At 70.9% G+C, this 21,527-nt stretch carries 19 protein-coding genes; 16 read left to right on the top strand and 3 right to left on the bottom strand.

Going from position 1 to position 21,527, the window contains the following annotated elements; translation table 11 throughout:
* Positions 1–17: 17 nt before the first annotated feature.
* From ACGFIE_RS00655 to ACGFIE_RS00645, 3 genes are read right to left on the bottom strand one after another with little or no spacing between them, the layout of a single operon-like run.
* Positions 18–908, bottom strand: coding sequence for a hypothetical protein (locus ACGFIE_RS00655; protein ID WP_393289593.1), 891 nt, complete (start codon positions 906–908; stop codon positions 18–20).
* On the bottom strand, positions 905–1,822 hold the full coding sequence (locus ACGFIE_RS00650; RefSeq protein WP_393291226.1) for a TRM11 family SAM-dependent methyltransferase: 918 nt from the start codon (positions 1,820–1,822) through the stop codon (positions 905–907). The genes ACGFIE_RS00655 and ACGFIE_RS00650 overlap by 4 nt, the downstream gene beginning before the upstream one ends.
* Before the next feature lie 49 nt (positions 1,823–1,871).
* Positions 1,872–2,774, bottom strand: a complete 903-nt coding sequence (locus ACGFIE_RS00645) for a hypothetical protein (RefSeq protein WP_393289591.1) — start codon at positions 2,772–2,774, stop codon at positions 1,872–1,874.
* A gap of 1,323 nt (positions 2,775–4,097) precedes the next feature.
* On the opposite strand from ACGFIE_RS00645, the gene ACGFIE_RS00640 reads away from it, so the two are divergent.
* The 16 genes from ACGFIE_RS00640 to ACGFIE_RS00565 all read left to right on the top strand — a co-directional run bounded on the left by ACGFIE_RS00640 (position 4,098) and on the right by ACGFIE_RS00565 (position 21,509).
* Complete coding sequence (locus ACGFIE_RS00640) at positions 4,098–4,964, top strand: hypothetical protein (protein WP_393289589.1); 867 nt, start codon at positions 4,098–4,100, stop codon at positions 4,962–4,964.
* 613 nt (positions 4,965–5,577) lie between these two features.
* The gene (locus ACGFIE_RS00635; RefSeq protein WP_393289587.1) at positions 5,578–5,961 is read left to right on the top strand and encodes a pilin; all 384 of its coding nucleotides are present in this window, start codon (positions 5,578–5,580) and stop codon (positions 5,959–5,961) included.
* Between the two features lie 13 nt (positions 5,962–5,974).
* Positions 5,975–6,892: a type IV secretion system protein gene (locus tag ACGFIE_RS00630; protein WP_393291223.1), complete on the top strand. Its 918-nt coding sequence runs from the start codon at positions 5,975–5,977 to the stop codon at positions 6,890–6,892.
* A gap of 35 nt (positions 6,893–6,927) precedes the next feature.
* Positions 6,928–7,848: a PrgI family protein gene (locus ACGFIE_RS00625; protein WP_393291221.1), complete on the top strand. Its 921-nt coding sequence runs from the start codon at positions 6,928–6,930 to the stop codon at positions 7,846–7,848.
* On the top strand, positions 7,848–9,638 hold the full coding sequence (locus ACGFIE_RS00620; RefSeq protein ID WP_393289584.1) for a VirB4 family type IV secretion system protein: 1,791 nt from the start codon (positions 7,848–7,850) through the stop codon (positions 9,636–9,638). The genes ACGFIE_RS00625 and ACGFIE_RS00620 overlap by 1 nt, the downstream gene beginning before the upstream one ends.
* Complete coding sequence (locus ACGFIE_RS00615) at positions 9,635–12,169, top strand: type IV secretion system DNA-binding domain-containing protein (protein WP_393289582.1); 2,535 nt, start codon at positions 9,635–9,637, stop codon at positions 12,167–12,169. Before ACGFIE_RS00620 ends, ACGFIE_RS00615 begins: the two co-directional genes overlap by 4 nt.
* Positions 12,170–12,423: 254 nt before the next feature.
* Positions 12,424–13,347 (top strand): replication-relaxation family protein, encoded by a 924-nt coding sequence (locus ACGFIE_RS00610; protein ID WP_393289580.1) that lies wholly within the window; start codon positions 12,424–12,426, stop codon positions 13,345–13,347.
* 520 nt (positions 13,348–13,867) lie between these two features.
* The gene (locus tag ACGFIE_RS00605; protein WP_393289578.1) at positions 13,868–14,215 is read left to right on the top strand and encodes a hypothetical protein; all 348 of its coding nucleotides are present in this window, start codon (positions 13,868–13,870) and stop codon (positions 14,213–14,215) included.
* Between the two features lie 305 nt (positions 14,216–14,520).
* Positions 14,521–15,354, top strand: coding sequence for a hypothetical protein (locus tag ACGFIE_RS00600; protein ID WP_393289575.1), 834 nt, complete (start codon positions 14,521–14,523; stop codon positions 15,352–15,354).
* Positions 15,355–15,479: 125 nt separating this feature from the next.
* Positions 15,480–16,055: a hypothetical protein gene (locus ACGFIE_RS00595; protein ID WP_393289572.1), complete on the top strand. Its 576-nt coding sequence runs from the start codon at positions 15,480–15,482 to the stop codon at positions 16,053–16,055.
* 357 nt (positions 16,056–16,412) lie between these two features.
* Entirely contained in the window at positions 16,413–17,336 is a 924-nt protein-coding gene (locus ACGFIE_RS00590; RefSeq protein ID WP_393289569.1) for a hypothetical protein, read from the top strand.
* A gap of 112 nt (positions 17,337–17,448) precedes the next feature.
* Complete coding sequence (locus ACGFIE_RS00585) at positions 17,449–18,255, top strand: MarR family transcriptional regulator (RefSeq protein WP_393289568.1); 807 nt, start codon at positions 17,449–17,451, stop codon at positions 18,253–18,255.
* 97 nt (positions 18,256–18,352) lie between these two features.
* Complete coding sequence (locus tag ACGFIE_RS00580) at positions 18,353–18,988, top strand: GGDEF domain-containing protein (protein ID WP_393289566.1); 636 nt, start codon at positions 18,353–18,355, stop codon at positions 18,986–18,988.
* Positions 18,989–19,069: 81 nt separating this feature from the next.
* Entirely contained in the window at positions 19,070–19,666 is a 597-nt protein-coding gene (locus tag ACGFIE_RS00575; protein ID WP_393289564.1) for a hypothetical protein, read from the top strand.
* Positions 19,667–19,962: 296 nt separating this feature from the next.
* Positions 19,963–20,475, top strand: coding sequence for a hypothetical protein (locus tag ACGFIE_RS00570; protein ID WP_393289562.1), 513 nt, complete (start codon positions 19,963–19,965; stop codon positions 20,473–20,475).
* A complete protein-coding gene (locus ACGFIE_RS00565) occupies positions 20,472–21,509 on the top strand; it encodes a hypothetical protein (protein ID WP_393291219.1) in 1,038 nt (345 codons plus the stop codon). The genes ACGFIE_RS00570 and ACGFIE_RS00565 overlap by 4 nt, the downstream gene beginning before the upstream one ends.
* The last annotated feature ends 18 nt before the right edge of the window (positions 21,510–21,527 follow it).

Raw genomic sequence — 21,527 nt, 5'->3', positions numbered from 1 at the left:
GGGGTGGGAGGTGCCGGTCAATCGCGCACCTCCCGCCCCGGCGCGACCGATGAGTCGGGCGTTGGCTCGGTGGCCGTGTCTGGGTGGGGACAGGTCCACGGCCCGCACCCCGGCACATCCGTCTGCGCCTCAGTCCTGGGGCGGAGGGTGACCTGGTCGAGGGGGACGCGCTGGCGGTGCAGAAAGAACTGCCCCCGCAAAGGCTGCCCGGCGGCGTTGGCCCGCGCCGACCCGTGGCGGATCGCCGCGTCGAACGCCACCGCGTCGACCCATCCGGTGGGGTCGTCGCGGCGCAACCGCACCCACTCCGCGTCGGTGCGGAACGGGCATCCCACGCACGCGCTGCGCGGGGTGTCCGCCCACCCGTGCGCGGCTAGGTAGGCGAGGCAGTCCTTGCGCCGCCAGCCGAGATCCAGCAGCGGGAAGACGTTGCGCATGTAGGCGACGTCGGCGTCACGGGCCCGGCCTATCTCGTCCAGGCTGATTCCGATCGCCATTTCGGCGATCACACCAGCGGGGACCCGGGCGGGGTGCGGGTAGCCGAGGCGGCGCCGCACCTCCACCTTGATCGGTTTGATCTTGTACTCGCCCGTGCACTGGCGGCGTGCCATGCCCCGCTCACCGTTGGGTCCCAGGGTGAACAGGGGCATTGAGGCGAAGCGGTGGTCCGGATCGAGGGCGTCGCGGCGGATGTCACCCGCCGCGACCCGGACGACCGGAATCCCCGATCGGGTGACCAGCTGCTCCAGTCGGCGCAGTTGTGCGTAGACCGCGGCCGGTTCCCAGCCGGTGTTAGCGAAGATCGCCGCGTCGAACGTGGGGACCTGGCCGTGCGCCGCGAGCAGCAGCAGGGTGGAGCTCTGCACGCCGGCGCCGAGGCTCAGGTATCGGTGGGTGGGTGCGTTCACGCGATCACCCCGCCCTCGGGGGTGTTCAGGATCGGTGAACCCGGGTCGCCGCCCGGCTGGCGGAAGATCAGCACGTCCTCGTGCGTGATCAGGTGCAGCGGGGTGCCGCCGGCGCGGGCCTTGCGCACGGCTTGGAGTTGGAAGAACGACGGACGGGCGACGAGCTGCCCGTCGCGTACCGCCGCGAGCAGCGCGACGCACCGTTCGGTGGGCACCAGGCCGGCGCGGACGCCGGCGGCGATCACGGCGCTGGGCAGGTCGACCAGTTGCCCGTGCTTGCGCCACGGCCGGGCAGTAACCACGACGGTGCCGCCGGGCCGCAGCAGGTCCGCGCAGCCGCGCAGGATCTGCTCGAACCCGTCGGCGAGTCCGGTGAGGTCACGGTAGGCGAGGTTCCCGCGGTCGGCGCCGTCGTTGTAGGCGTTGTCGAACTTCGCCACCCCGTCCTCGCCGGGTCGGACCAGACCGTGCACGGTCGGCCCGTACGGCGGCGAGGTGACCACGAGAGCGACCTGTCCCGCCAGAGCGGCGGGCAGGAGGGTGGACAGGCGGGTGGCGTCGCCGCGGACCACCGACGCCCGGCCGGTCGCGCCGTGGTGGTGGGCGTGGGTGATGTTGGCGTCGGCGATGTTGGACCAGCGCGGTTCGTACTCCACGCCGATGGCGTCGCGGCCGGCGTGGATGGCCTCGACGAGGGTGGTGCCGATCCCGCACATCGGGTCGAGGACCAGGTCCCCAGGCTGGGTGTAGGCGTGTACGGCGTGGGCGGCGATCGCCGGGAGCATTCGGGCCGGGTGTTTGACCGACTCGGGCACGTACCGGCCGCGGCGCTGCACCGGTCCGGTCCGCTGGGCGGTCGCCCACACCGACAGACCTTCCGGCTGCGCAGGGTGGCGCTGAGTGCTGTCGCCCAGTGTTGAGTCCTGGGTCGGCTCCTGCGACTCGGCGGGAAAAGCGGTGTGGTCAGCCACGGCTCTCACCGCCGCCGTGGCGCTGCTCGCGCGCCTTGTTCGCGGGCGAGAACACCAGCAAGTCCGCGTGGACCCGCACGTGCGCCACCCACTGCGGATGGGTCAAGGTGAGCAGTTCCTCGTCGGTGACGTGGTAGACGAACGCGTCGCCGTCGGTGTCGGCACCGACGGCGACGATGTGCTGCAGGTAGCCCAGGCCCACCTGCGCGGCGGCGGTGGCCACCGGGGTGAAGTCCTCCGGGCCGCCGGCTGCGGCGGTGGGGACGGTGACGACCAGGACGAGGCAGCCGCCGGGGCGCAGCAGCTGCGCGCACTCGTTCAGCAGCCACGCCAGCCGGACCCGGTTGGTGGTGCCGTCGGGATCCAGCGGCCAGCAGGCCACGACCAGGCTCGTCGCCTCGCCGAGGGAGGTGAGACCGTCTGCTGCGGTGGTGCGATCGGTGGGCGGTTGCCCGTCGGTGAGGTCGTCGCCGAACCAGGCGGTCATGTCCGGAAGGCCGTCGCCAATGCCGTCGCCATTGCCGTCGCCGTCGTCGTCGAGGGCGGCGGGATCGGTTCGCGCCGGCGGGGTGGCCGGTCCGATGATCAGGCTGGACGCGTCGGTGAACCAGCCCGGGTGGTGCCGCCGGCCGCCCGCGGCGCACACGGCGCTCAGGGCGTGATCGGCGGTGAGGTCGACCACGACCTCACCGGGGCGGGTGTAGGCGGCGACGAGCCGGTAGGCCAGGCGGGCGCCGAGGCTACGCCCGGCGTCGGCCGGGTCGTGGGCGGTGCGCCACACGGTGACAGGCACCGGCGGGTCGCCGGCGACCACGTCGATCAGGGTCGGGTCGACCACGCGCGGGTCGACGGGGTGGATAGGGCGCTGGTGGTGCTGCGACGTGTGCTCGCTCATGTGGTGTCGGCTCCACGCCGCGCATGCAGTGCGCTGACACTTGTAAACCCGCGCCTGTGTGCTCTGGCGAACGCCTGTCAAACTCACAGCCGCTCACAACACGACAGGGACCGTGCTGCGCGCCGACGGCCGATACCTCACCGACCACCGCACAGAAGCCCAGTGAACGGTTGACTCGGCAGCGAGGCACACGACAGCACGGCAGCACCGCGTCACGCCTGACCATCGACTGCCGGCGATGACGCGAGCCGATGACAAACTGTCCGCAGCGCGCTGATGCGAACCGTGGTGACAGCCCGAAAGCCGTCCTTGTCTTGTCCCGGCAAAGTGGCCAGGGCCGACGCGCCGCAGCGTCACAGGCGGCTTGATCGCCGGCTGGCGGCGGCGTGGGCGCGACCACGTCCGGCGCCGCGCCGTTGCCTGCCGTGCGCACGTGTGACCGATGTCAACGTCCTGCTCACAAGGACCTGCGGACAAAATGTCAACGACAAAGCTCTATGTCAGGATGACCGCCTGTCATGGGACGGTGTCATCGCCGACAGTCGCGGCGCCGCCGCGGCAACCTGTTGGTCGCAGGCGTTGTCAATCCGTCCAGGGGCATCGAAAGCGATCGTTGACATTGTCACTGTGGCAGAGGGGCGCCGGCTGCGGCGGCGGCGCCCGCAAGATGGCCTTGATGACACGCCCAGCGCGCGGTCGTCATGTCACCTCGGCCACAGCCGCGTGCTTGCCGGACAGGATTGCGGGGACCCGCCCCGACGTCGTTCGGACGACACCCGAACGTGTCGATGACTCCGTCGTCGTACACACGTCTCGGGAGGCCGCTGTGAGCGACTGTGAGCCGCTGTTAGCGGCACGACGAGCCACCGTGAGCGGCTGTGAGCGGCACGACGGGCCACTGTGAGCGGCTGTGAGCGGCGCGACGGGCCACTGTGAGCGGCTGTGAGCGGCGCGACGGGCCACTGTGAGCGGCTGTGAGCGGCGCGACGGGCCACTCTGAGCGGCTGTGAGCGGCGCGACGGACCACTGTGAGCGGCTGTGAGCGGCATGATGGGCCGCTGTGAGAAGCGCCGTGAAACCGGGCCGGCGTGGGTTGGATTGTCGCTCACAGCCCTGGTCAGCGGTTCGCGCGACAACGAGCGCCACTGCCGAAGGCGGTGCCGAGGCGCAGCCACCCGCGCCGTGGTGAGGGCACCTCTGACAGCGGCATAAGCGCGCTGACCTGCGCTGTGAGCGTCTGTGAGCCACGCATGCCGTAATCGGTTGCTCAGACGCCGCCCCGATCGGCGGCGACACCGAGATCGACTCCGAGGAGTGGCAATCATGAGCACGACTTCCCCGCAGTGGCCGCAGTCCCCGCTGGACGCCGCCGAGGTGGCGTTCGCGGCGTTGACCTGCGACCCCGAGCCCTTGTCGATCGACCTCGACCAGCTCGGCCCGGACGTCGGCCTACCGGCGGGTGTCATGACGGTGCTGGCGGTGCGCGACTGGCTGCTGGCGCATCGCACGTCCTTCGAGGCGCGCGACGCGGTGTGGGTCGAGATGATCCGCCGGGCCCGCCTGGACGGGCCGCAGTGGGTCATCGGCGCGGTCGGCATGGCCCTGCCAGCGCTGCGCCGCTACACCCGGCAGCTGTGCAAGGGCTACCCCGGCGACCCCGACGACATCGAGGCGGAGGTCCTCTCCGGGTTCCTGGTAGCGCTGCGCGATCACGTGGATCTCGCCCGGCCCGCCCCGTATGCCGGGTTGTGCCGCGCCGGCTGGCGCGCCGGGTTCAAGCTGCGCCAGCAGGCGGCGGAGGTGATCCCGGTCGAGGACGTCGAGCACGTCATCGGCCCGCGCACCCCGCAGATTCCCTACGGTCATCCCGACGTGCTGATCAACCGCGCCGTACGGCTCGGCATCCTCGACGCCGACGACGAGCAGTCCTACATCGACGTGCGGCTCGGCCGGCGGGCGATCGAACCGATCGCCGCGCTGCGGGGCCTGAGTACCGATGCCCTACGGATGCGCCTGGGGCGCATCGACACCCGCATCGCCGAAGCCCTCGCCTCGGGCCTACTCACCGGGACGGCATCCCCACAGGCCGCCAAGGCCCTCGCCGCACAGGCTGAACGACGCAGCAACCTGCGTGCTGCCAGCCGCCGCACTGCCCGTCAGGACACGAGCCAGGCGGCAGCCGCCGCCTGAGACCCGCCCCGCACGCGTTCTCGCGGCGCCCCACCGGATCCCCGGTGCGGGCGCCGCGGCCATGTCCGCGCTGCGCCGACGGCATCCCCCGGGCAGGGCTTAAGAACCTGTCGCGGGAACGCCTCCACCCAATGAAACGCCGGGGAAGAAGCACCGGCGCCCAGATCATCTCGACTCAGAGAACCGGCCTTCCGAGCAGAAATCGACAAAGTGCAGGTCAGGCGCGAGAAGACCTGCTGTGTGTGAGCGGCTGTGAGTCCCTGTGAGTCGCTGTGAGAACGACAGGCGTTCGCCAGAGCACACAGGCGGCGGTTTACAAGTGCGAGACCACTTCACCCGCCATCAAGCGGGCGTGACGGTCCCGCCCGCCGCCAGAGGGCCGGGCCCACACCGGGCCGCCTTACGCACCGGACGTCTCCGGGTGCCGCGCAATTTGGTGCGCTGACACCACACCGAACAGATCGCTACCCGACAAGGGAGGACGTGCTCCTCCCGGGGACGGTCGTGCTTCGAGGCGCTGTCCGCGCCCGCGCCCCTCTGGCGGCGGTCCACCCACCCGGACCGCCGACAACCGCCCCGCCCTCACCCGGCCGGGGCCGGAGGTGAACGCTCAATGTCCCGCATTCCGGCACGTCTTCGTGCCCTCACCCGCTCCCGCACCGCCCGTCAGGCCGGCCGCGTCGCCGCCGTCACCGGCGAAGTGCTGCTGTTTCTGTCCGTGCCCGCCGCCGCGTACGCCGACACCGGCGTGCCCGTGCTGGCGGCGAACTCCCTCCCGGTCGTCATCCTCAACATGCAGATGTGGTTGATCGGCATCCTCGCGGCCGTCGCCACCCTGTTCCTCGTCCTGGCCGGCGTCTACTGGGCCACCGCCGGAGGAGACCCAGCGCAGGTTGACAAGGCCAAGAGCGCGCTGAAGAACGCCCTGATCGGCTACGGCCTCGCCGTGCTGGCTCCGATCCTGCTCGGGATCGTCCAGGGCATCGTCGGAGGCTGACGCCGCCATGGGAATGAGTTATCTGCTGGGCCAAATCCTCGACTGGATGGCGGCGGCGATCCTCGCGACCCTCGACGCGCTGCTCGGGGTGATCAGCAGCGCGCTGCTGATCACCCCGGACGTCACGGTCCTGCCGCAGGTGCAGGCCCTGACCGGCCGCTCGATCTGGGTCGTCGACACCGTCTTCGTCCTCGCGTTCGTCGCCGCCGGCGTGCTCACCATGACCGCCGGCGGCGGCGAAGCCTCCCAGTACACCGTCAAGGACCTCATGCCGCGGCTGATCGTCGGGTTCGTCGCCGCGCACTTCTCGCAGCTGTGGTGCCGCATGCTCATCGACCTCGCCAACGCCCTCACCGCAGCCCTGACCACCCCCGACGGGGACAGCGACGGCGCGTTGCGGGCGATCAAGACGCACATCAGTGCGGGGCAGGACAAGACCGCGGTGCTGTTGTTCGTGGTCTGCGTGGCGATCATCGCGGTGCTGCTCGCCTCGACCGCGTTCAGTGTGATCGTTCGCTTCGCGACGGTGCTGGTCCTGACGGCGTTCGCGCCGTTGGCGCTGGCGTGTCACGCGCTTCCGCAAACCGATCCGATCGCCCGAATGTGGTGGAAGGCCTACGCCGGGACCCTCGCGGTGCCGATCGTGCAGGGCTTCACCCTCTACGCCGGGCAGTGGATGCTCACCGACCCCGACAACCTGCTGCCCGTGCTCGGGCTGCCGGTCGACCCGGGCGGAGTGATCAACCTGTTCGTCGTGATGGTCATGCTGTGGACCACCCTGCGGGTGCCCGCGATGATGAAAAGCTTCATCTCCACCGGCAACGGCCGCGGCGCGAACATGATCGGCGCCGCGGTGCGGGTGGTCCTGGTGCAGCAAGCCACCCGCTCGATCCCCGGCCTCGGCCGCGGACTGCGGGCGGTGCGCCGATGAGCGCCAACGACCGCACCGAGGCAGGCCGTGCCAGGATGCCGTCAGACGTGGACGCCCCGGACAAGGTGCTGTATGGGCTGACCTTCCGTCAGCTGGCCATCCTCGCCGTCGCAGCCCTGGCCTTCTACGGCGCTTGGCGTGCCCTGCACCACCTCGTGCCGGCGCTGGTTCTCGTCGGCGCCGCCGTGGTCCTCGGCGGCCTCGTATTCGGTGTCGCCGTCGGCCGCCGCGACGGCCTGCCGCTGGACGTGTGGCTGCTCGCCGCCGTCCGGCACGCCCGGGCGCCCCGGGCGCTGTCGACGACGGACACGACGTCGACGACGCCGGACTGGGTCCAGGCACCGAAGAGCAGGGTCATGGTGCCGGCGCCGTTGACGCTGCCCGCCGACGCGATCGACGACGAGGGAGAAATCCGCCTGGGCGGGGCGCGGGCGGCGATGGTCGCCGCGACCAGCGTCAACCTGGCGCTACGCACCGCCGACGAGCAGGCCGCCCTGGTCGACACGTTCGGCCGCTGGCTCAACAGCCTGTCCACGCCGACGCAGATCGTCGTGTCGGCGCAGCCGGTCGATCTGCACTCCGCCGCTCGCACGCTGTCGCAGGCCGTGGAGTCGCTGCCTCACCCGGCGCTGGAAGACGCGGCAGCTGACCACGCCCGCTTCCTCGACGACCTCGCGACCCGACGGGATCCGCTGCGCCGACAGGTCCTCATCGTCACCCGCAGCAGCGCGGGCGAACGCGGAGACCACGCGGCGCGCCGACGCGCCGACGACACCGTCCGGTCTCTGTCCGGTCTGGGGGTCACCACCCGCGCCCTGGACGGGGCGGCGGTCACCGCGGCGATCGCCGCAGCGGCCGACCCGTACCGGCCGTCGCGCCCTGGCGGGCTCGCCGCCCCCGACGCCGTCATCACCGGCCCACACACGCACCCCGACACCAGAAAGAAGACACGCTGATGAGACTTGGAAAACGCTCCCGCACGGGTACTGGCGGCCTCCGCCCGCCGTCGTCGCTGGCGGGCGCCGTTACGCCCGCCTCGGTCGAGGTCACCCCGCGGATGCTGCGCGTCGGCGACGGCTACGCCGCCACCCTCGTCGTCACCGGCTACCCCGCCGAGGTCGGCCACGCCTGGCTGGAGCCGCTGCTGTCATGGCCGGGCCGCCTCGACCTGGCCCTGCACATCGACCCGCTACCCGCACCGATCGCGGCGTCTCGGCTGCGCAACCAGCGCGCCCGCTTCGAGTCCACCCGCCGCGCTGGCGCCGAAAGCGGAAAGCTGCCCGACCCCTACGTCGAGGCGGCGGCCGAGGACGCCGCCGACCTCGCCCAGCGCCTGGCCCGCGGCGCGGCGAAACTGTTCCGCGTCGGGCTGTACCTGACCGTGCACGCCCGCACCGAGGACGAACTGCTGCAGGCCTGCGCGCAGGTGAAGGCCGCCGCCGCGTCCACGCTCATCGAGGTGCAGCCCGCGACCTGGCGCCACCTCGCCGGTTGGACCACCACTCTGCCCCTGGCCACGGACTCGCTACAGATGCGCCGCACCATGGACACCCAAGCCCTCGCCGCCGCGTTCCCCCTCGCCTCGGCCGACCTGCCCGCGCCGCTGCCCGGCGACCCACCCGCCGAAGGCGGCGTGCTCTACGGGGTCAACCCCGACTCGCAGGGCATCGTGTGGTGGGACCGCTGGGCGCAGGAAAACCACAACTCCGTCGTCCTCGCGCGCTCGGGCGCCGGCAAGAGCTACTTCGTGAAGCTGGAGATCCTGCGCAACCTCTACCAGCAGGTGCAGATCGCCGTCATCGACCCCGAAGACGAATACCTGCGCCTCGCCGACGCCGTCGGCGGCACAGTGGTACGCCTCGGCGCCACCGGCGTGAAAATCAACCCCCTCGACCTGCCCGCCGGAGACACCCGACCCGACGTACTGACCCGCCGCGGGCTATTCCTGCACACCTTCATCGCCGTCCTCCTCGGGCACCAACCGCCACCAACCGAACGCGCCGCCCTCGACCGGGCCATCCTCGCCGTCTACCGCCGAGCCGGCATCACCGCCGACCCCGCCAGTCATCACCGGCCCGCGCCGCTGCTGCGCGACCTCACCGCCTGCCTCGAAGACGACAGCGACCCGGCCGCCGGGCAGCTCGCCGCCCGCCTCGCACCCTGGGTGCACGGCTCGTTCTCCCAACTGTTCGACGGCCCCTCCACCACCCGCCTCGACGGGCACCTGGTCGTGTGGTCACTGCGGCAACTGCCCGACGAACTGCGCACCGTCGGCACCCTCCTCGCCCTTGACGCGATCTGGCGGCAGGTCGACGCCCCCGGCCGGTCAGAGGCCAGGCGACTGGTCGTGGTGGACGAGGCGTGGCTGCTGATGCGCGACGGCGAAGGCGCCAAGTTTCTCTTCCGAATGTCGAAGGCGGCCCGTAAACGCCACGCCGGCCTGGCCGTGATCACTCAGGACGTCGCCGACGTCCTGGGCACCGACCTGGGCCAGGCCGTCGTCGCCAACGCCGCCACACAGGTGCTGCTCAAGCAGGCACCGCAGGCCATCGACGCCATCGGCGACGCGTTCGGCCTCACCGCCGGCGAGCGGCGGCTGCTGCTCGCCGCCCGCGTTGGCACCGGCCTGCTGATCTCCGGCACTAACCGCACCAGCTTCGAGGCGATCGCCTCCGACACCGAACACCAACTCGCCACCACCCGCCCCGGCGACCTGGCCGGCCTCGACGACGAAGAGGACCTGTGAACCTCACCGCCCACCTCGCCACCGTTCCCGCACCCAGCGCACCCCCCACAGGTATCGCCCCGCCCACCGGCATCGCACCCCCGACGGGCGCGACTCGATGGCTGCTCGACGCCGCCGCGTGGGCTGGGCAGCGACCGTGGCTCTTCGCGGTCGCCGCGATTGTGCTGGTCGCCGTTGTAGCCGCTCGAAACCTGCTCGCGACGTGGCGGCACCGCCGTCACGCCGAGGGCGCCCGGCTGGTGACCATCGCCCCACCGCCGGAGGTCGACCCCCATAGCGCCGCCGCGCTGTGGGCCAACCTCGCCGGCACCCTCACCCCCTCGCGGCGGCGCCGGCTGCGGTACGGCAGCCCCCACGTCGTGTGGCAGTACACCTGGAGCGGGCGGCGGCTGCTCATCTCCGTGTGGGTGCCCGGCACCGTCCCACCCGGCGCCGTCGAAGCCGCCGTACGCGCCGCGTGGCCCGGCGCCGCCTGCACCACCGACACGGACCCCCAACCGCCGATCCCCCTGGACACGGCGGCGGTGGGCGGGCACCTGCTGCCCGTCGCCGCCGAGTGGCTGCCGCTGCGCACCGACCACGACACCGACCCGCTGCGCGCCCTGATGTCCGCCGGCTCCAGCCTGCGCGCCGACGAGCACGCCTGCGTGCAGATCCTCGCCCGCCCCGCCGCCGCCCGCCGCGCCCAACGGGCCCGCCGCGCCGCCGGCCGGCTGCGCGACGGCAAGACCGCCCTGCCCACCATCAACCCGGCCGCACCGCTGCTGTGGCTCATCGAGGCGTTCCTACCCGGGCGCACCGCCGGCACCGGTAGGGCCGCGCCAGCGACCCGCCGCGACCCGAGCGTGGAACGCGACGTACGCGCCATCCTCGACAAGACCGCCCACCCGCTGTGGGAGACCGCCGTACGCTACGCCGTCGCCAAGGACACCAGCCGCGCCAGCACCGACCAGCGGCCCCGGCTGCGCGGCATCGCCGACACCATCGCCTCCGCGTTCGCCGTGTACTCCGCCCGCAACCGGCTCACCCACCGCGCCCGTATGCCCTATCCCACGGCGGTGTTGGCTCAGCGGCGTCTCGGCGCCGGTTTTATCACCAGCGCCCCCGAGCTGGCCGCGCTCGCCGCACTACCCCAGGACCTGGCCGTACCGGGCCTGGACCGGGCCCGCGCGAAGTCCATGCCGGCCCCGGTCGCCGTGACCGTAGGCGGGCGCGGAGAAAAAATTCTCGGCGACGCGCAAATGGGCGGGCACCGTGTCGGCCTGTCCGTGCCGGATTCGAGGTATCACATGCACGTGATCGGATCCACCGGCTCGGGCAAGACCACCATGTTGGTGAACATGGCCGTCGACGAGATCAAAGCCCGCCGCGGCACCGTGGTCATCGACCCGCACGGCGACCTGGTCCTGGACATCCTCGACCGGCTGCCCGCCGACGTCGCCGACCGGGTCGTGCTGTTCGACCCCGACCAACCCAACCCGCCCACGATCAATCCCCTCGAAGGTGACGACCCCGACCTCGTCGTCGACAACCTCGTGTCGATCTTCGGCAACATCTTCGCCAAAGCATGGGGCCCCCGCATGGACGACGTCATGCGCGTGGCGTGCCTGACCCTGCTGCGGCACGCCAACGTCACCCTGCAACACATCCCGCCGCTACTCAACAGCGCCCAGTTCCGCTCCGCGATGACCGTCGACCTCGACGACCCGGCCGGACTCCACGGCTTCTGGCAGTGGTACGACGAGCTCAACCCTGCCCTGCGCTCCCAGGTCATCGGACCGGTCCTCGCCCGGCTGCGCTCATTCCTGCTGCGTGACTTCGTCAAACGCACCATGCAGTACCCGCGCTCCAGCTTCGACATGGGCAAAGTCCTCGACGGCGGGGCGCTGCTCGTCCGCATTCCCAAGGGGCAGCTGGGGGAGGACACCAGCAAGCTGCTCGGTTCGCTGATCCTGGCGCAGGTGTGGCAGGCCGCCACCGCCCGCGCCCGCCTCAGCCCCGACCAGCGCCGTGACGCCACACTGATCATTGACGAGGCGCAGAACTTCCTCACCCTGGCCAACAGCCTGGACACGATGCTCGCCGAGGCCCGCAAATACCGGCTGTCCCTTGTCCTGTCGCATCAGGACCTCGCCCAGTTCCCCAAGGACCTCCTCGCCGCCGCGTCGGCCAACGCCCGCAACAAGGTGTACTTCTCCTGCGCGCCCGAGGACGCCCGGGTGCTGGCTCGGCACACCCTGCCGGAGCTCGACGAGCACGACCTGACGCACCTCGACGCCTATACCACCGCGACCCGCCTGGTCGCCGACGGACGCCAGACGCCAGCGTTCACCATGCGCACCCGCGCACCGAAGCCCGTCGTCGGCGAGGCCACCGCCATCCGCGAAGTGGCCGCGGAAAAGGTCCTGCCCCAGGACAAGAGCGCCATCGACGCCCTCGTCGAGCAGTACTCCCGCCCGAAGAAGGACGACACCGCGACCCCTGAGGACAGCACCCGCGACTCGGAACGGACTCGCCGTCCACGCCGCTGAGCCTGACAAATCGCCACGGCACGCCTTCGGCTCGGCACCACCTGCGGCGACTCCAAGGGCTTCGGTAGCACCTTCGCTCCGGTCTTCGCCGTGCCTTCACCACCCCTAACCGCCGTCGCCGGCCATCACACCGGCCGATCGGCCCGTCACTGCAGCACACCGCCGGTGACCACTGCTGCTCATCGGCGGTGACAGTTCCAGACTCCCTCCTGAAAGGAGGGGGATTCCTCTCTACTCTCCCTGAGGAGATCACCATGTCTCGCCAATCACACACTCCTGAACCTGACCCGTCCGAACCTCGACCCACCCCACCCGCTCGCCGGCTCAGCAAGGACGAGCGGCTGGCCCGCCTGCGGCTGCTGACCCTGCGCGACCACGACCTGCTGGACTGGCTCGCCGAGCATTACCTGCTCTCCGCCGACCAGATCGCCGCCGCCCTGTTCCCCTCGAAGCGCTCCGCGCTGCTGCGCCTGGCCGCCCTGCACCGCTACGAGGCCGTGCACCGCTTCGGTGACACCCGAACCGGCACCGACCAGTACCTCTACACCCTCGGCCCGCTTGGCATCGACGTGCACCCCCGCGCCTACAGCGACCCGCTGCGGCCGGACGCCCCCGCTCCCCGCACCAGCGTGGAGCGCGCCCACCGCATCATTGGCAGCGGCCGAATGAGCCACCTGCTCGGCACCAACCAGCTCTTCATCGACCTGCACGCCTACACCCGCGCCGACCGCGACGCCGAACTTCTGCGGTGGTGGTCCGAGCAGCACGCCACCGCCGCCTACGCCATCGCCGGCGTGCGACCCGACGGCCATGGCATCTGGCGCGCCGCCGGCCGCACCGTCGGGTTCTTCCTCGAACACGACAACGGCACCGAGCCGCTGCGCGTCGTGCTGGGCAAGCTGCGCGCCTACGAACGCCTCGCCGAGTTCGGCCCCCGCTACCCCGTCCTGCTTCGCGTGCCCAACCGCCGACGCGAAGCGAACCTGCTCGACGCCCTCGCCGGCGTGCCCACTGCCATGCCGGTAGCCACCGGCCTGCACCACGAGCACCCCGCCGGCCCCGCCTGGACCCTCACCTCCGACCCCGGCGCACGCCGCTGGCTGCACGAGCTGCCCAGCGACCACGGCCCCGACACCGCCACCAACCCCCACCACTACGGCGACCCCGACGACGCCTGACAGCCCCGCCGGCTCGCCCACAGCCGCTCACACCGCAGGTCAACCGCCATCCCGCAGCCGCACCGGAGGCTCGGGACGCCCGACCGCAAGACGAGCGTCTGTGAGCGGGCCCGCCACTCACAGCGACTCACAGCCACTCACACCAGAACCGCCCGCAGCGGCCGGTGATCTCTCACACCGCAGGTCAACCCGCCTGTCACGCCATTACACGGCCCGCCGCCGCTGTGAGTGCCCAGGGCTACCGTTCAGGTCACTACCACACCCCACATATCGCTCCACCCCGGTTCGGTCCCACCTCAGGGACACCCGCCGCACCCAGCGGTACGCGACGCCCACCCGCATCAGCCGGTCGGCCCGCGCCCCGCGCGACGGCCCTCGAGGTCGCACCAACCACCCGCCGCACCATCGGCGAATCCCCGACCTGACTCACGCACCCGGTGACTCGGTCCTTCCCGCGCGCCTCCTGGCGCCGACACCACACCATCAGACAGCCCCGTCACGACCAGAAAGGAACACCACCATGCCCCACCTGTGGAACATCGATCACCCGCACTTCGCAGTGACCGGTCACGAGGAGGAATTTAACTCGTTCGATGAGCTGCGCCAAGCAATCGACGATCTCGACGAGGGCATGAACGTCGTCTACCGCTGGGACTGGAAAGACTGGTCCAAGGATGCCTTCTTCGCAGACGAAGGCGAACATCTGTTCATCTACCTGATGATGCCTGGCAAAGAGAAATTCGCCTCCTTCGTATGCCCCATCTCCAAAGACCAAGAAGACGCCGTCGCGACGTGGCTACGCGGCCCTCGCGTCCTCGGCGCACTGCGCCAACTCTGGGAACCGCTGCTGGACACGACGACGCCATAGACAGCCACGGACGTCATGACGCCGCAGCTGAACCCTGGCCCGCGGCTAACCATCGACTCGTCGCTCCGTCCGCTAACGGGCCCCGCGCCGAACACCGGCCCGTCACGCCCGCCTAGGCCGCCCATCTGATCCTTGCTCGAACGGGCGCTCCACCGCCACGAATCCCTACGCTGCCGGGCCCGACACTCTCACCAATCACCGGCTGAGAGCGCTCCTGGACAGCACCGAAACCGCACCGCCCAACCCGACCCACGTACCCGGTGGGACGGGTCATCCGCATGCCCACACATGGAGGAGAACCGCGTATGTCCGCTCTCAACGGCACCCCGCTGACCCCCCACGGCAGCCGCGTGCCCGCCATCCTCGCCCGACCGGCCCCCGCGAAGGCCACCGCAGCGCCCGCGCGCCCACCGGCCCCCGCCCGGGTCAGCAGTGTCGTCCGTAGGCCCGTCACGCCGGCGCCGACCATCGCCACGATGGTCATCTGCCTGCCCGACGAGGTGCCCGCCGAAGCCCTCACCGCGCACCAACTGCGCACCCACTTCGGTGTCACCGGCACCCTCACCCCGCTGTTCTGGGCGGTACCACAGCTGCGGCTGTGGCAGCGCAGCCAGATGATCGGCCTGCGCAAAGGCCGCCCCGCCCCCTGTGCGGGAGGGCCCCTGCGCCTGCTCGACCTGCAAGGCATGCGCCACGCCGCCGCCATCGGCGCCGCGATTCGCTACCAGATCTGGCAGCAGACGGTGCATGGCACCCGGGCGGCCACTCCGTGGCCGGCATTCGAAAGCCGCCACCTCACCGACCCGCAGAAGTACCCGTACGACACGGCGGTGGCGGACTTCCACGCCCAACCCCGCGTCAACGCCATGCGACTGCACGCCGCCGTCACCCCCGGCCCCGGCCAACCCGGCGTCGGAGAACTGGAGATGTACCAGGCAGGCCAGATGGCCTACCAGCACCACCGAGCCGCGAGCGCCGTCGTCGGCGACGCGATGCTCACCGTCGACGGCCACAAGCTGGCCCCGGTCAGCGACGCCCTCAGCCACCGGGTGACCTACCTCGAACAAGCCCTGCGCCACCTCGACACCCTCGAGCCCAGCCAGCGGCTACTCGCGGTCGCCCTCGATTCCACCGCATGAGATTCGCCGGACGGCGCGCCCTCAGTCCCCGCACCCGGGGGGAACTCAGGCGCGCCGCCCGGCGCTTCCCATAGCCCGTACGGGCATCGGCTTCTACCTCAACCCGCACGCCTAGGAGGCACCTCATGAAGGCAGTACGTCGCGCCACCGTCTTGACAGCCGCGCTGACCGCTGTCGAAGCCCTCGCCGACGAGGAGGGCTTTGATGCGTACCCCACCCTGCTCGGCCTGTTCGACTCCACTTCCCTGACAGGGGCAGGAAGGCTCGACACCGCGGTCGTCCCCATCGACACGCAGGTGTGGAGCGAGCACGCGATGCCCGGCACGAGCCTCACGCTGCCCTACTGGGTTGGCCTTCGCGCGATCACCGACACGCTGAGCACCGCCAAGGCCGGCGACCTGCGGGCGTGGAGCCGCGCGCAGCCGGGACCCCTGCTCGCTATGGCGTTCCTCGGCGAGGGACTCGACACCAGCGAGTCTGGCCGCCACGCAGCCGTCGCCCTGGGCATACCGGCCGCCGACGACGGGATCCCGGTACGGGCCCTGACCGCGTGCGACGTCGACGGCCGCCACTACCAGATCCTGCGCTACCGCAGTGCCGTCGCCACCACGAGCGTCATGCTCAACGACCCGCCGGCCCAGATCACCGGCAGCGGCATCCCGGCCGACCTGCGCCGCCTGCTCAGCACCGCTAACGCCTGACCTGCGGCGACCCGGCAACCCGCAACGCACACACGCCCGCTCGGCCCGCACGCACCTTCGCAGCCGACGAGTAACGCCGACGCCCCACATCGCAGGCCGCAAAAGCCGCGGTCGCCGGCCAACGGCGCCGCATGGCCCCGCGCCCGGGTATCACTCACCGACCGGCTTGGCCTTATCCCACGCCTCAGCGCGCCGCCACCGGCAGGCCCGGGTCCGTGCTTCTCGCACCGGTAGCGCCGACGGTTCACGCCCCGACGCGCCAGGCGCCCCGGGCATGGGGCTTTCGCAGCACCGGCCTGAGACAGGCCGCCCTATTCCTCTTCCCGCACAACACACCCTCACGGAGGTCCCTTCACCATGTCCCGACTGTGGTTCCGCATCGAGGACGTCCTGCCCCTGGCAGAACACGCCCTCGCCAGCCCCACCCACCGCCTCACCGCAGGGCAGATCGCCGCCGGCGAGCTCAACGGCCCGGCGCTGAGCCTCAGCCGCAGCGGCGAGCGCGCACAGATCCGGTCCAACGGCGTCCCCATCTGGCACACCTACGACGGCGACGAGCAGATCGCCTTCAGCGCCTCCTGGCGCCGCACTCCCGCCGCGAGCCCCGATCGCGAGCGGGTGCAGCACCTGTACATGCCGCTTGGCTCATCCACCGCCGCCGAGCGGCGGCTGATCGATGTCCTGCGCGGCGCGCGCCACCTTGAGCGCAACTGGCTGGCAATCGACACCCCGGTGTGGCCCGGCGCAGCTCTCAACGCGATCCACCTGCAGTCCTTCGACCACCGGATCGACATCGCGCCACCCGACGCGCGCTGGCGGCCCGTGATGGTCTCCTCGCGGCAAGTCCGCAATCAGAGCTATCCCGCCCTGGTGGCCGACGACTCCAGCACGAACGCTGGCGGTCTCATCTGCCGCTTCGACCCGAGCACCGCCCGACGGATCGCCGACGACCTGACCGGCCGGTGGCGGATGGGCAGCATGCCCGGGGAATACCCGCTGCTGCGCTTCGACGGTGACATCGCGGCGCTGCTGGAAGAACGCGACACCGGCAGCGGCGAGATCGCCCTCGATCTCGACGAGCGCTGCCACCCCGATCGGGACGGCTACTACAGCATCGGCGCCCACCGCTGGTTCTGGACCGCCGACACCTGGACCCCCATGCCGCGGCGTGCCCGGATGCGCCTGCACCTGACCGCTCTGGCCGGTCGGCTGCGCACCAGAACCGCCACCCACCTGCCGCCTCGGGAGGAACCCGCTGCGCTCAACGAGCCGCCGTTCTAACCGGCGGCGACCCCGACGATTATCGCTCGTCCGCAGATCCGGCCATCGCACTTGATTCGTCCCGCGATCGAAGCGTGGATCAGTGCTGACCTCACACGACAAGGGAGATGCCATGCCCGACCAACCGGAAACCGTGCCACCGCACGCCCTATTCAAGGTGCTCGCCGCCCTCGCTGATCTCGGCGACGCCACTGCCGCCGCCGTGGCGGAGCACGCCGACCTCGGCTACTCCACCGCCACGGCCAAGCTGCGCGTCTGGGAGGGGACCGGACAGACCGAACGCGTTCAGGGCGAGGACAAGCGCGCCGTGTGGCGGCTGACCGAGTCCGGTCACGCCACCGTCGGTGCCGCCCGAAACGCCTCGCCAACGGTCGCCTCCGCCGGCCCCGAATCGCCGCCCGCCGACTCGCCCAGCACCGGCGACGCCGTTGATGACGATCCCGGCGCAACCAGCGACATTGAGCGGTCCGGCGAGCAGCCCACCACGCCGACGGCTGACGAAGCCGCCGACGGCGAACCTCCCGCCGCCGACCCGCCCGCTCGCGCTGATGAGCCGACCGCAGACGACGACCCTGCACCGACGGTCGACGACGACCCACCGCGCGCCGGCACGCTCGACGACGGCGAAGCGGAGGCTGTCTCCACCTCGGATGCGGCGAGCACGGCACCCGGACGCAGCCACCGGGCGAAGGGCTCTCTACGCGCGGCGGTGCTGGACATCCTCGAAGCGCACCCCGACCGGGCCTACAAGACCGGCGAGTTGTGCAAGCTCATCGACGCCGCGAACGTCGGCACCGACGCGAAGAAGGCCAGCGCCGGCGCGGTCGTCAACGCCGCCGACAAACTCGTCGGCGCCGGCAAGGCCATTCGGACCGAGGAAAAGCCCGTCACCTTCCAGCTCGCCCCCGCCGCTCAGTAGCGGCTGTACCGCACACACAGGCAGCCCGAGGGCGGGCGTGAAGTTGGTCGCTGCTCGCCCGCCCCCGGTGCTCCTTCCGAGAAAAGGAGCCATACCAGTGTCGCAAACCATGCAACAACTGCTCACCTGCGCCGGCGGAGTCGTCGCCGGTCTCGCCCTCGCCGCACCCGTGCTGTGGGGACAGCAGCGAGCCCTCATGAGGGCTCGCTGGGTGGCAACCCACGACGACATCACCGGGCTGCCCAACCGGCGGCTGTTCCTCACCCACGCGCGCGCCGCCCTGGCCGACAACACACCGGTCGGGGTCGTGCTGCTGGACCTCAACAACTTCAAAACCGTCAACGACACCCTCGGCCACGAGGTCGGCAACGACCTGCTCAACCAGGTCGGCCGACGCCTGTCCAGCCTTTCCACGCCCGTGCGAATCGCCGCGAGGCTCTCTGGCGACGAATTCGCGCTGCTCGTCACAGGTTCTCGCGAGGACACCGCCGCCGCGGCCAACGCCGCCTGGCAGGCGATCGCCAAAGGCACGATCCGGGTGACAAACGGCGACCTGCCCGTGACGGCCTCGGTCGGCTACACCCACACCCACCATCCAACCCTCAGCACCCGGGAGTTGCTGACCCAAGCCGACAGCGCGATGTACGAGGCCAAGAGACTCGACGGTGCGGCCCGCGAGTACCTGCCCCACCGAACCGCAACGGTGCGCAGCCGCGACCGGCAGCGCCACTGAACCTCGGCCCGCCGAACCTCACGCCCCAAGGACCCCGCAGCCAATCCGGCCGCGGGGTCCTTGCCGTCGTGGACCCCTGAGATGGGAGACCCCGTGCTGTCCTTCACCGCCGTCCACAACCTCTCCACCTGCCTCATCGAGGCTTCCACCGACTTAACCCGATTCGCATGGAACCAGCCGCCGACGCTGTTGCTCGTCCACGACTGGCCGCTGATCACCGCTGCTACACCGCGAGGCCTGGCGATGCGCAGCCTGGAGTTCCCGGCGCACCCCGGCGACATGCTCGACAACCCGGCCGGACTACCCGCCCTCCTGGACCGCCTCGCGGCCACCCTGCACAGCACCCCGAGGGTCACGCCTTACCACCGCACCCTCGACACGATCATCACCCGGATACGCGAGGCCGCCCCGGACACGCGACTTATGGCCTGGGCCGCCTGCTACGCAGACGTTCACACGCTCGACGGCGAACCCCGACAGGTCCGCCGCGTCGACGCTGTCGACACCGACGGGAGGCTCTACCAGCTCACCCACCTCACCGGCGAGGAGCACCCCTTGGTGCTCGTCGACGACAGCCCCGACCCCCGCGACCTGCCCGCCACCTACCCCGGTCTGGTCGCGTTGCTGGCCGCCACCGCCTGCTACGCCCAACCCGCGTCCGCCGAAGCCAAGGCATGATCCCGGCCGCCGCAGCCGACGCCAGCGCAGACGAGCCGATCTTCAGCCGATGCGGACCCGACGGCGGGTCCATCCGGTGCCGGATCTGCTGCGCCGTCGACGAGGTCGTCGTCACGGAACTGCCAGCGTCGATGGCCGCCTACGGCGAGAACACCACTGCTCGCTGCTCACGCTGCGGGTCGAGCGAGACCACCGACCCGGCCTACGGCTGGCGCGCCAGGCCCAGCACCCCGCCTGCCCCAGACCGTGCCCCACGTGAAAGCGCTACCCACACCTGCGTGCGAAGGAGCCTGTCCGTGAGTACCACCTGCTGCATCGGCGCCATCGACCCCGACAACTCAACCCTCGTGCGCGCACGGATCGTGCACTACGACGGATACCCGTCCAACGTGCTGCCGACCCTGGCCGCGATCTGGGCCGCCCACGCTCACCACGACACCGCCGCGCTGATCACCACGATCCTCGCCAACGACTGGGAGCAGCTCGACGAGGACACCACCGCCAGCACCAGCTCGAACTTCGCCGGCCAGAAACCGGTGCCCGGAGTCGGCATAACCCTGGCCTCCACCAGCGACGGCGTGACGGTAGACCCGCCGGAGCCGGTCACCATCTTCCCGCTCTGCCACGCCGGGCACCTCGACGTCGAATGGATCTACCTCATCGATGCCGCCACCGACACCATCGTCGTGCACACCGGCGACGGGACCCCCGTCTCCGTCTACCCGCTGCTTGCCTGCCTGAGCACCGACGGCGCCGGGACGGCTGAGCGGCGGTGCGGATCGCAACCACCAGCATCGGCACCACGATGAGTGCCCGCGCACTCGGTGCGGTCGCCGCCGGGGTGGTCGCTGTGCTGGTGCTCTGCGCCGGCGGCATCGCCGCGCTGTTCGGCGGAGGCGGCGGCGCGTCAGCCGCCTGCTACACCGCTGTCGGCCCAGACGGACCACCGCTGCTGCCCACTCTCGCGGCGTCGCCGCCAACTGACGGAGCTGGGTTCTGGAACAGCGAGCAACTCGCCAACGCCCGCACGATCATCACCGTCGGCGCGGGACAGCAGGTGCCAGCTCGCGGCTGGATCATCGCGCTCGCCACCGCCATGCAGGAGTCCGGGCTCCGTAACCTCACCGGCGGCGACCGTGACTCCGTCGGCCTGTTCCAGCAACGCCCCAGCCAAGGCTGGGGAACGCCGGCCCAACTCGGAGACCCCACTTACGCTGCCGGCAAGTTTTACGACAAGCTAGCCACCGTCACCGGCTGGCAGAGCATGCCACTCACCGAGGCCGCGCAAGCAGTCCAACGCTCCGCCTACCCCGACGCTTACGCGAAGTGGGAGGACGACGCGACCTCACTTGTGCAGGAGCAGGTCACATCAAGCGGTGGCGTCGAGCTCGACTGCTCCTTCCTGGCACTCGGCACCGCCGAACCGGCTCCTCGTAACTCCGATGGCTCCTGGCCGGAAGAGGACTGCGCTATCCGTCCTGATCCGACCACCGGCACCGGCTGCGTGACGCCCCGGCTACTCCATCTCGTCCAACAAGCCACCGCTGCCAGCTTCCCAAAGCCAGGCTGCTACCGCGTCGATGACCACGGCGAACACCCGAAAGGCCGCGCCTGCGACTGGATGATGACCTCCGGCGGCGAAGCGTCCGGCACCCAGAAAGCCCACGGCGACGCGATGGCCGCGTGGGCCGTCGCCAACGCCGACCGTCTCGGCATCCAGTACGTCATCTGGTTTCGCCAGATCTGGACCGAGTCCGAAGGTTGGCACCCCTACAACAACCCATGGGGTGGTAACGACCCCTCCGGATGGCACACCAACCACATCCACATCAGCGTCCAGTAAAGACGCCAGCCTGCATAC

The organism is Micromonospora sp. NPDC049275 (assembly GCF_043197115.1).
In the GTDB taxonomy this organism is placed as follows: Bacteria; Actinomycetota; Actinomycetes; order Mycobacteriales; family Micromonosporaceae; genus Micromonospora.
Note: the sequence above shows the minus strand (reverse complement) of the source record. Positions and strands in the feature narration are given on the sequence as shown.

Excerpts from the sequence above, each read along its gene's own strand:
- ACGFIE_RS00595 (WP_393289572.1), top strand. The coding sequence starts at position 15,480 with ATGAAGGCAGTACGTCGCGCCACCGTCTTGACAGCCGCGCTGACCGCT.
- ACGFIE_RS00630 (WP_393291223.1), top strand. The coding sequence starts at position 5,975 with ATGAGTTATCTGCTGGGCCAAATCCTCGACTGGATGGCGGCGGCGATC.
- ACGFIE_RS00605 (WP_393289578.1), top strand. The coding sequence starts at position 13,868 with ATGCCCCACCTGTGGAACATCGATCACCCGCACTTCGCAGTGACCGGT.
- ACGFIE_RS00585 (WP_393289568.1), top strand. The coding sequence starts at position 17,449 with ATGCCCGACCAACCGGAAACCGTGCCACCGCACGCCCTATTCAAGGTG.
- ACGFIE_RS00575 (WP_393289564.1), top strand. The coding sequence starts at position 19,070 with ATGGGAGACCCCGTGCTGTCCTTCACCGCCGTCCACAACCTCTCCACC.
- ACGFIE_RS00645 (WP_393289591.1), bottom strand. The coding sequence starts at position 2,774 with ATGAGCGAGCACACGTCGCAGCACCACCAGCGCCCTATCCACCCCGTC.
- ACGFIE_RS00600 (WP_393289575.1), top strand. The coding sequence starts at position 14,521 with ATGTCCGCTCTCAACGGCACCCCGCTGACCCCCCACGGCAGCCGCGTG.
- ACGFIE_RS00565 (WP_393291219.1), top strand. The coding sequence starts at position 20,472 with ATGAGTGCCCGCGCACTCGGTGCGGTCGCCGCCGGGGTGGTCGCTGTG.
- ACGFIE_RS00610 (WP_393289580.1), top strand. The coding sequence starts at position 12,424 with ATGTCTCGCCAATCACACACTCCTGAACCTGACCCGTCCGAACCTCGA.
- ACGFIE_RS00640 (WP_393289589.1), top strand. The coding sequence starts at position 4,098 with ATGAGCACGACTTCCCCGCAGTGGCCGCAGTCCCCGCTGGACGCCGCC.
- ACGFIE_RS00620 (WP_393289584.1), top strand. The coding sequence starts at position 7,848 with ATGAGACTTGGAAAACGCTCCCGCACGGGTACTGGCGGCCTCCGCCCG.
- ACGFIE_RS00625 (WP_393291221.1), top strand. The coding sequence starts at position 6,928 with ATGCCGTCAGACGTGGACGCCCCGGACAAGGTGCTGTATGGGCTGACC.
- ACGFIE_RS00590 (WP_393289569.1), top strand. The coding sequence starts at position 16,413 with ATGTCCCGACTGTGGTTCCGCATCGAGGACGTCCTGCCCCTGGCAGAA.
- ACGFIE_RS00635 (WP_393289587.1), top strand. The coding sequence starts at position 5,578 with ATGTCCCGCATTCCGGCACGTCTTCGTGCCCTCACCCGCTCCCGCACC.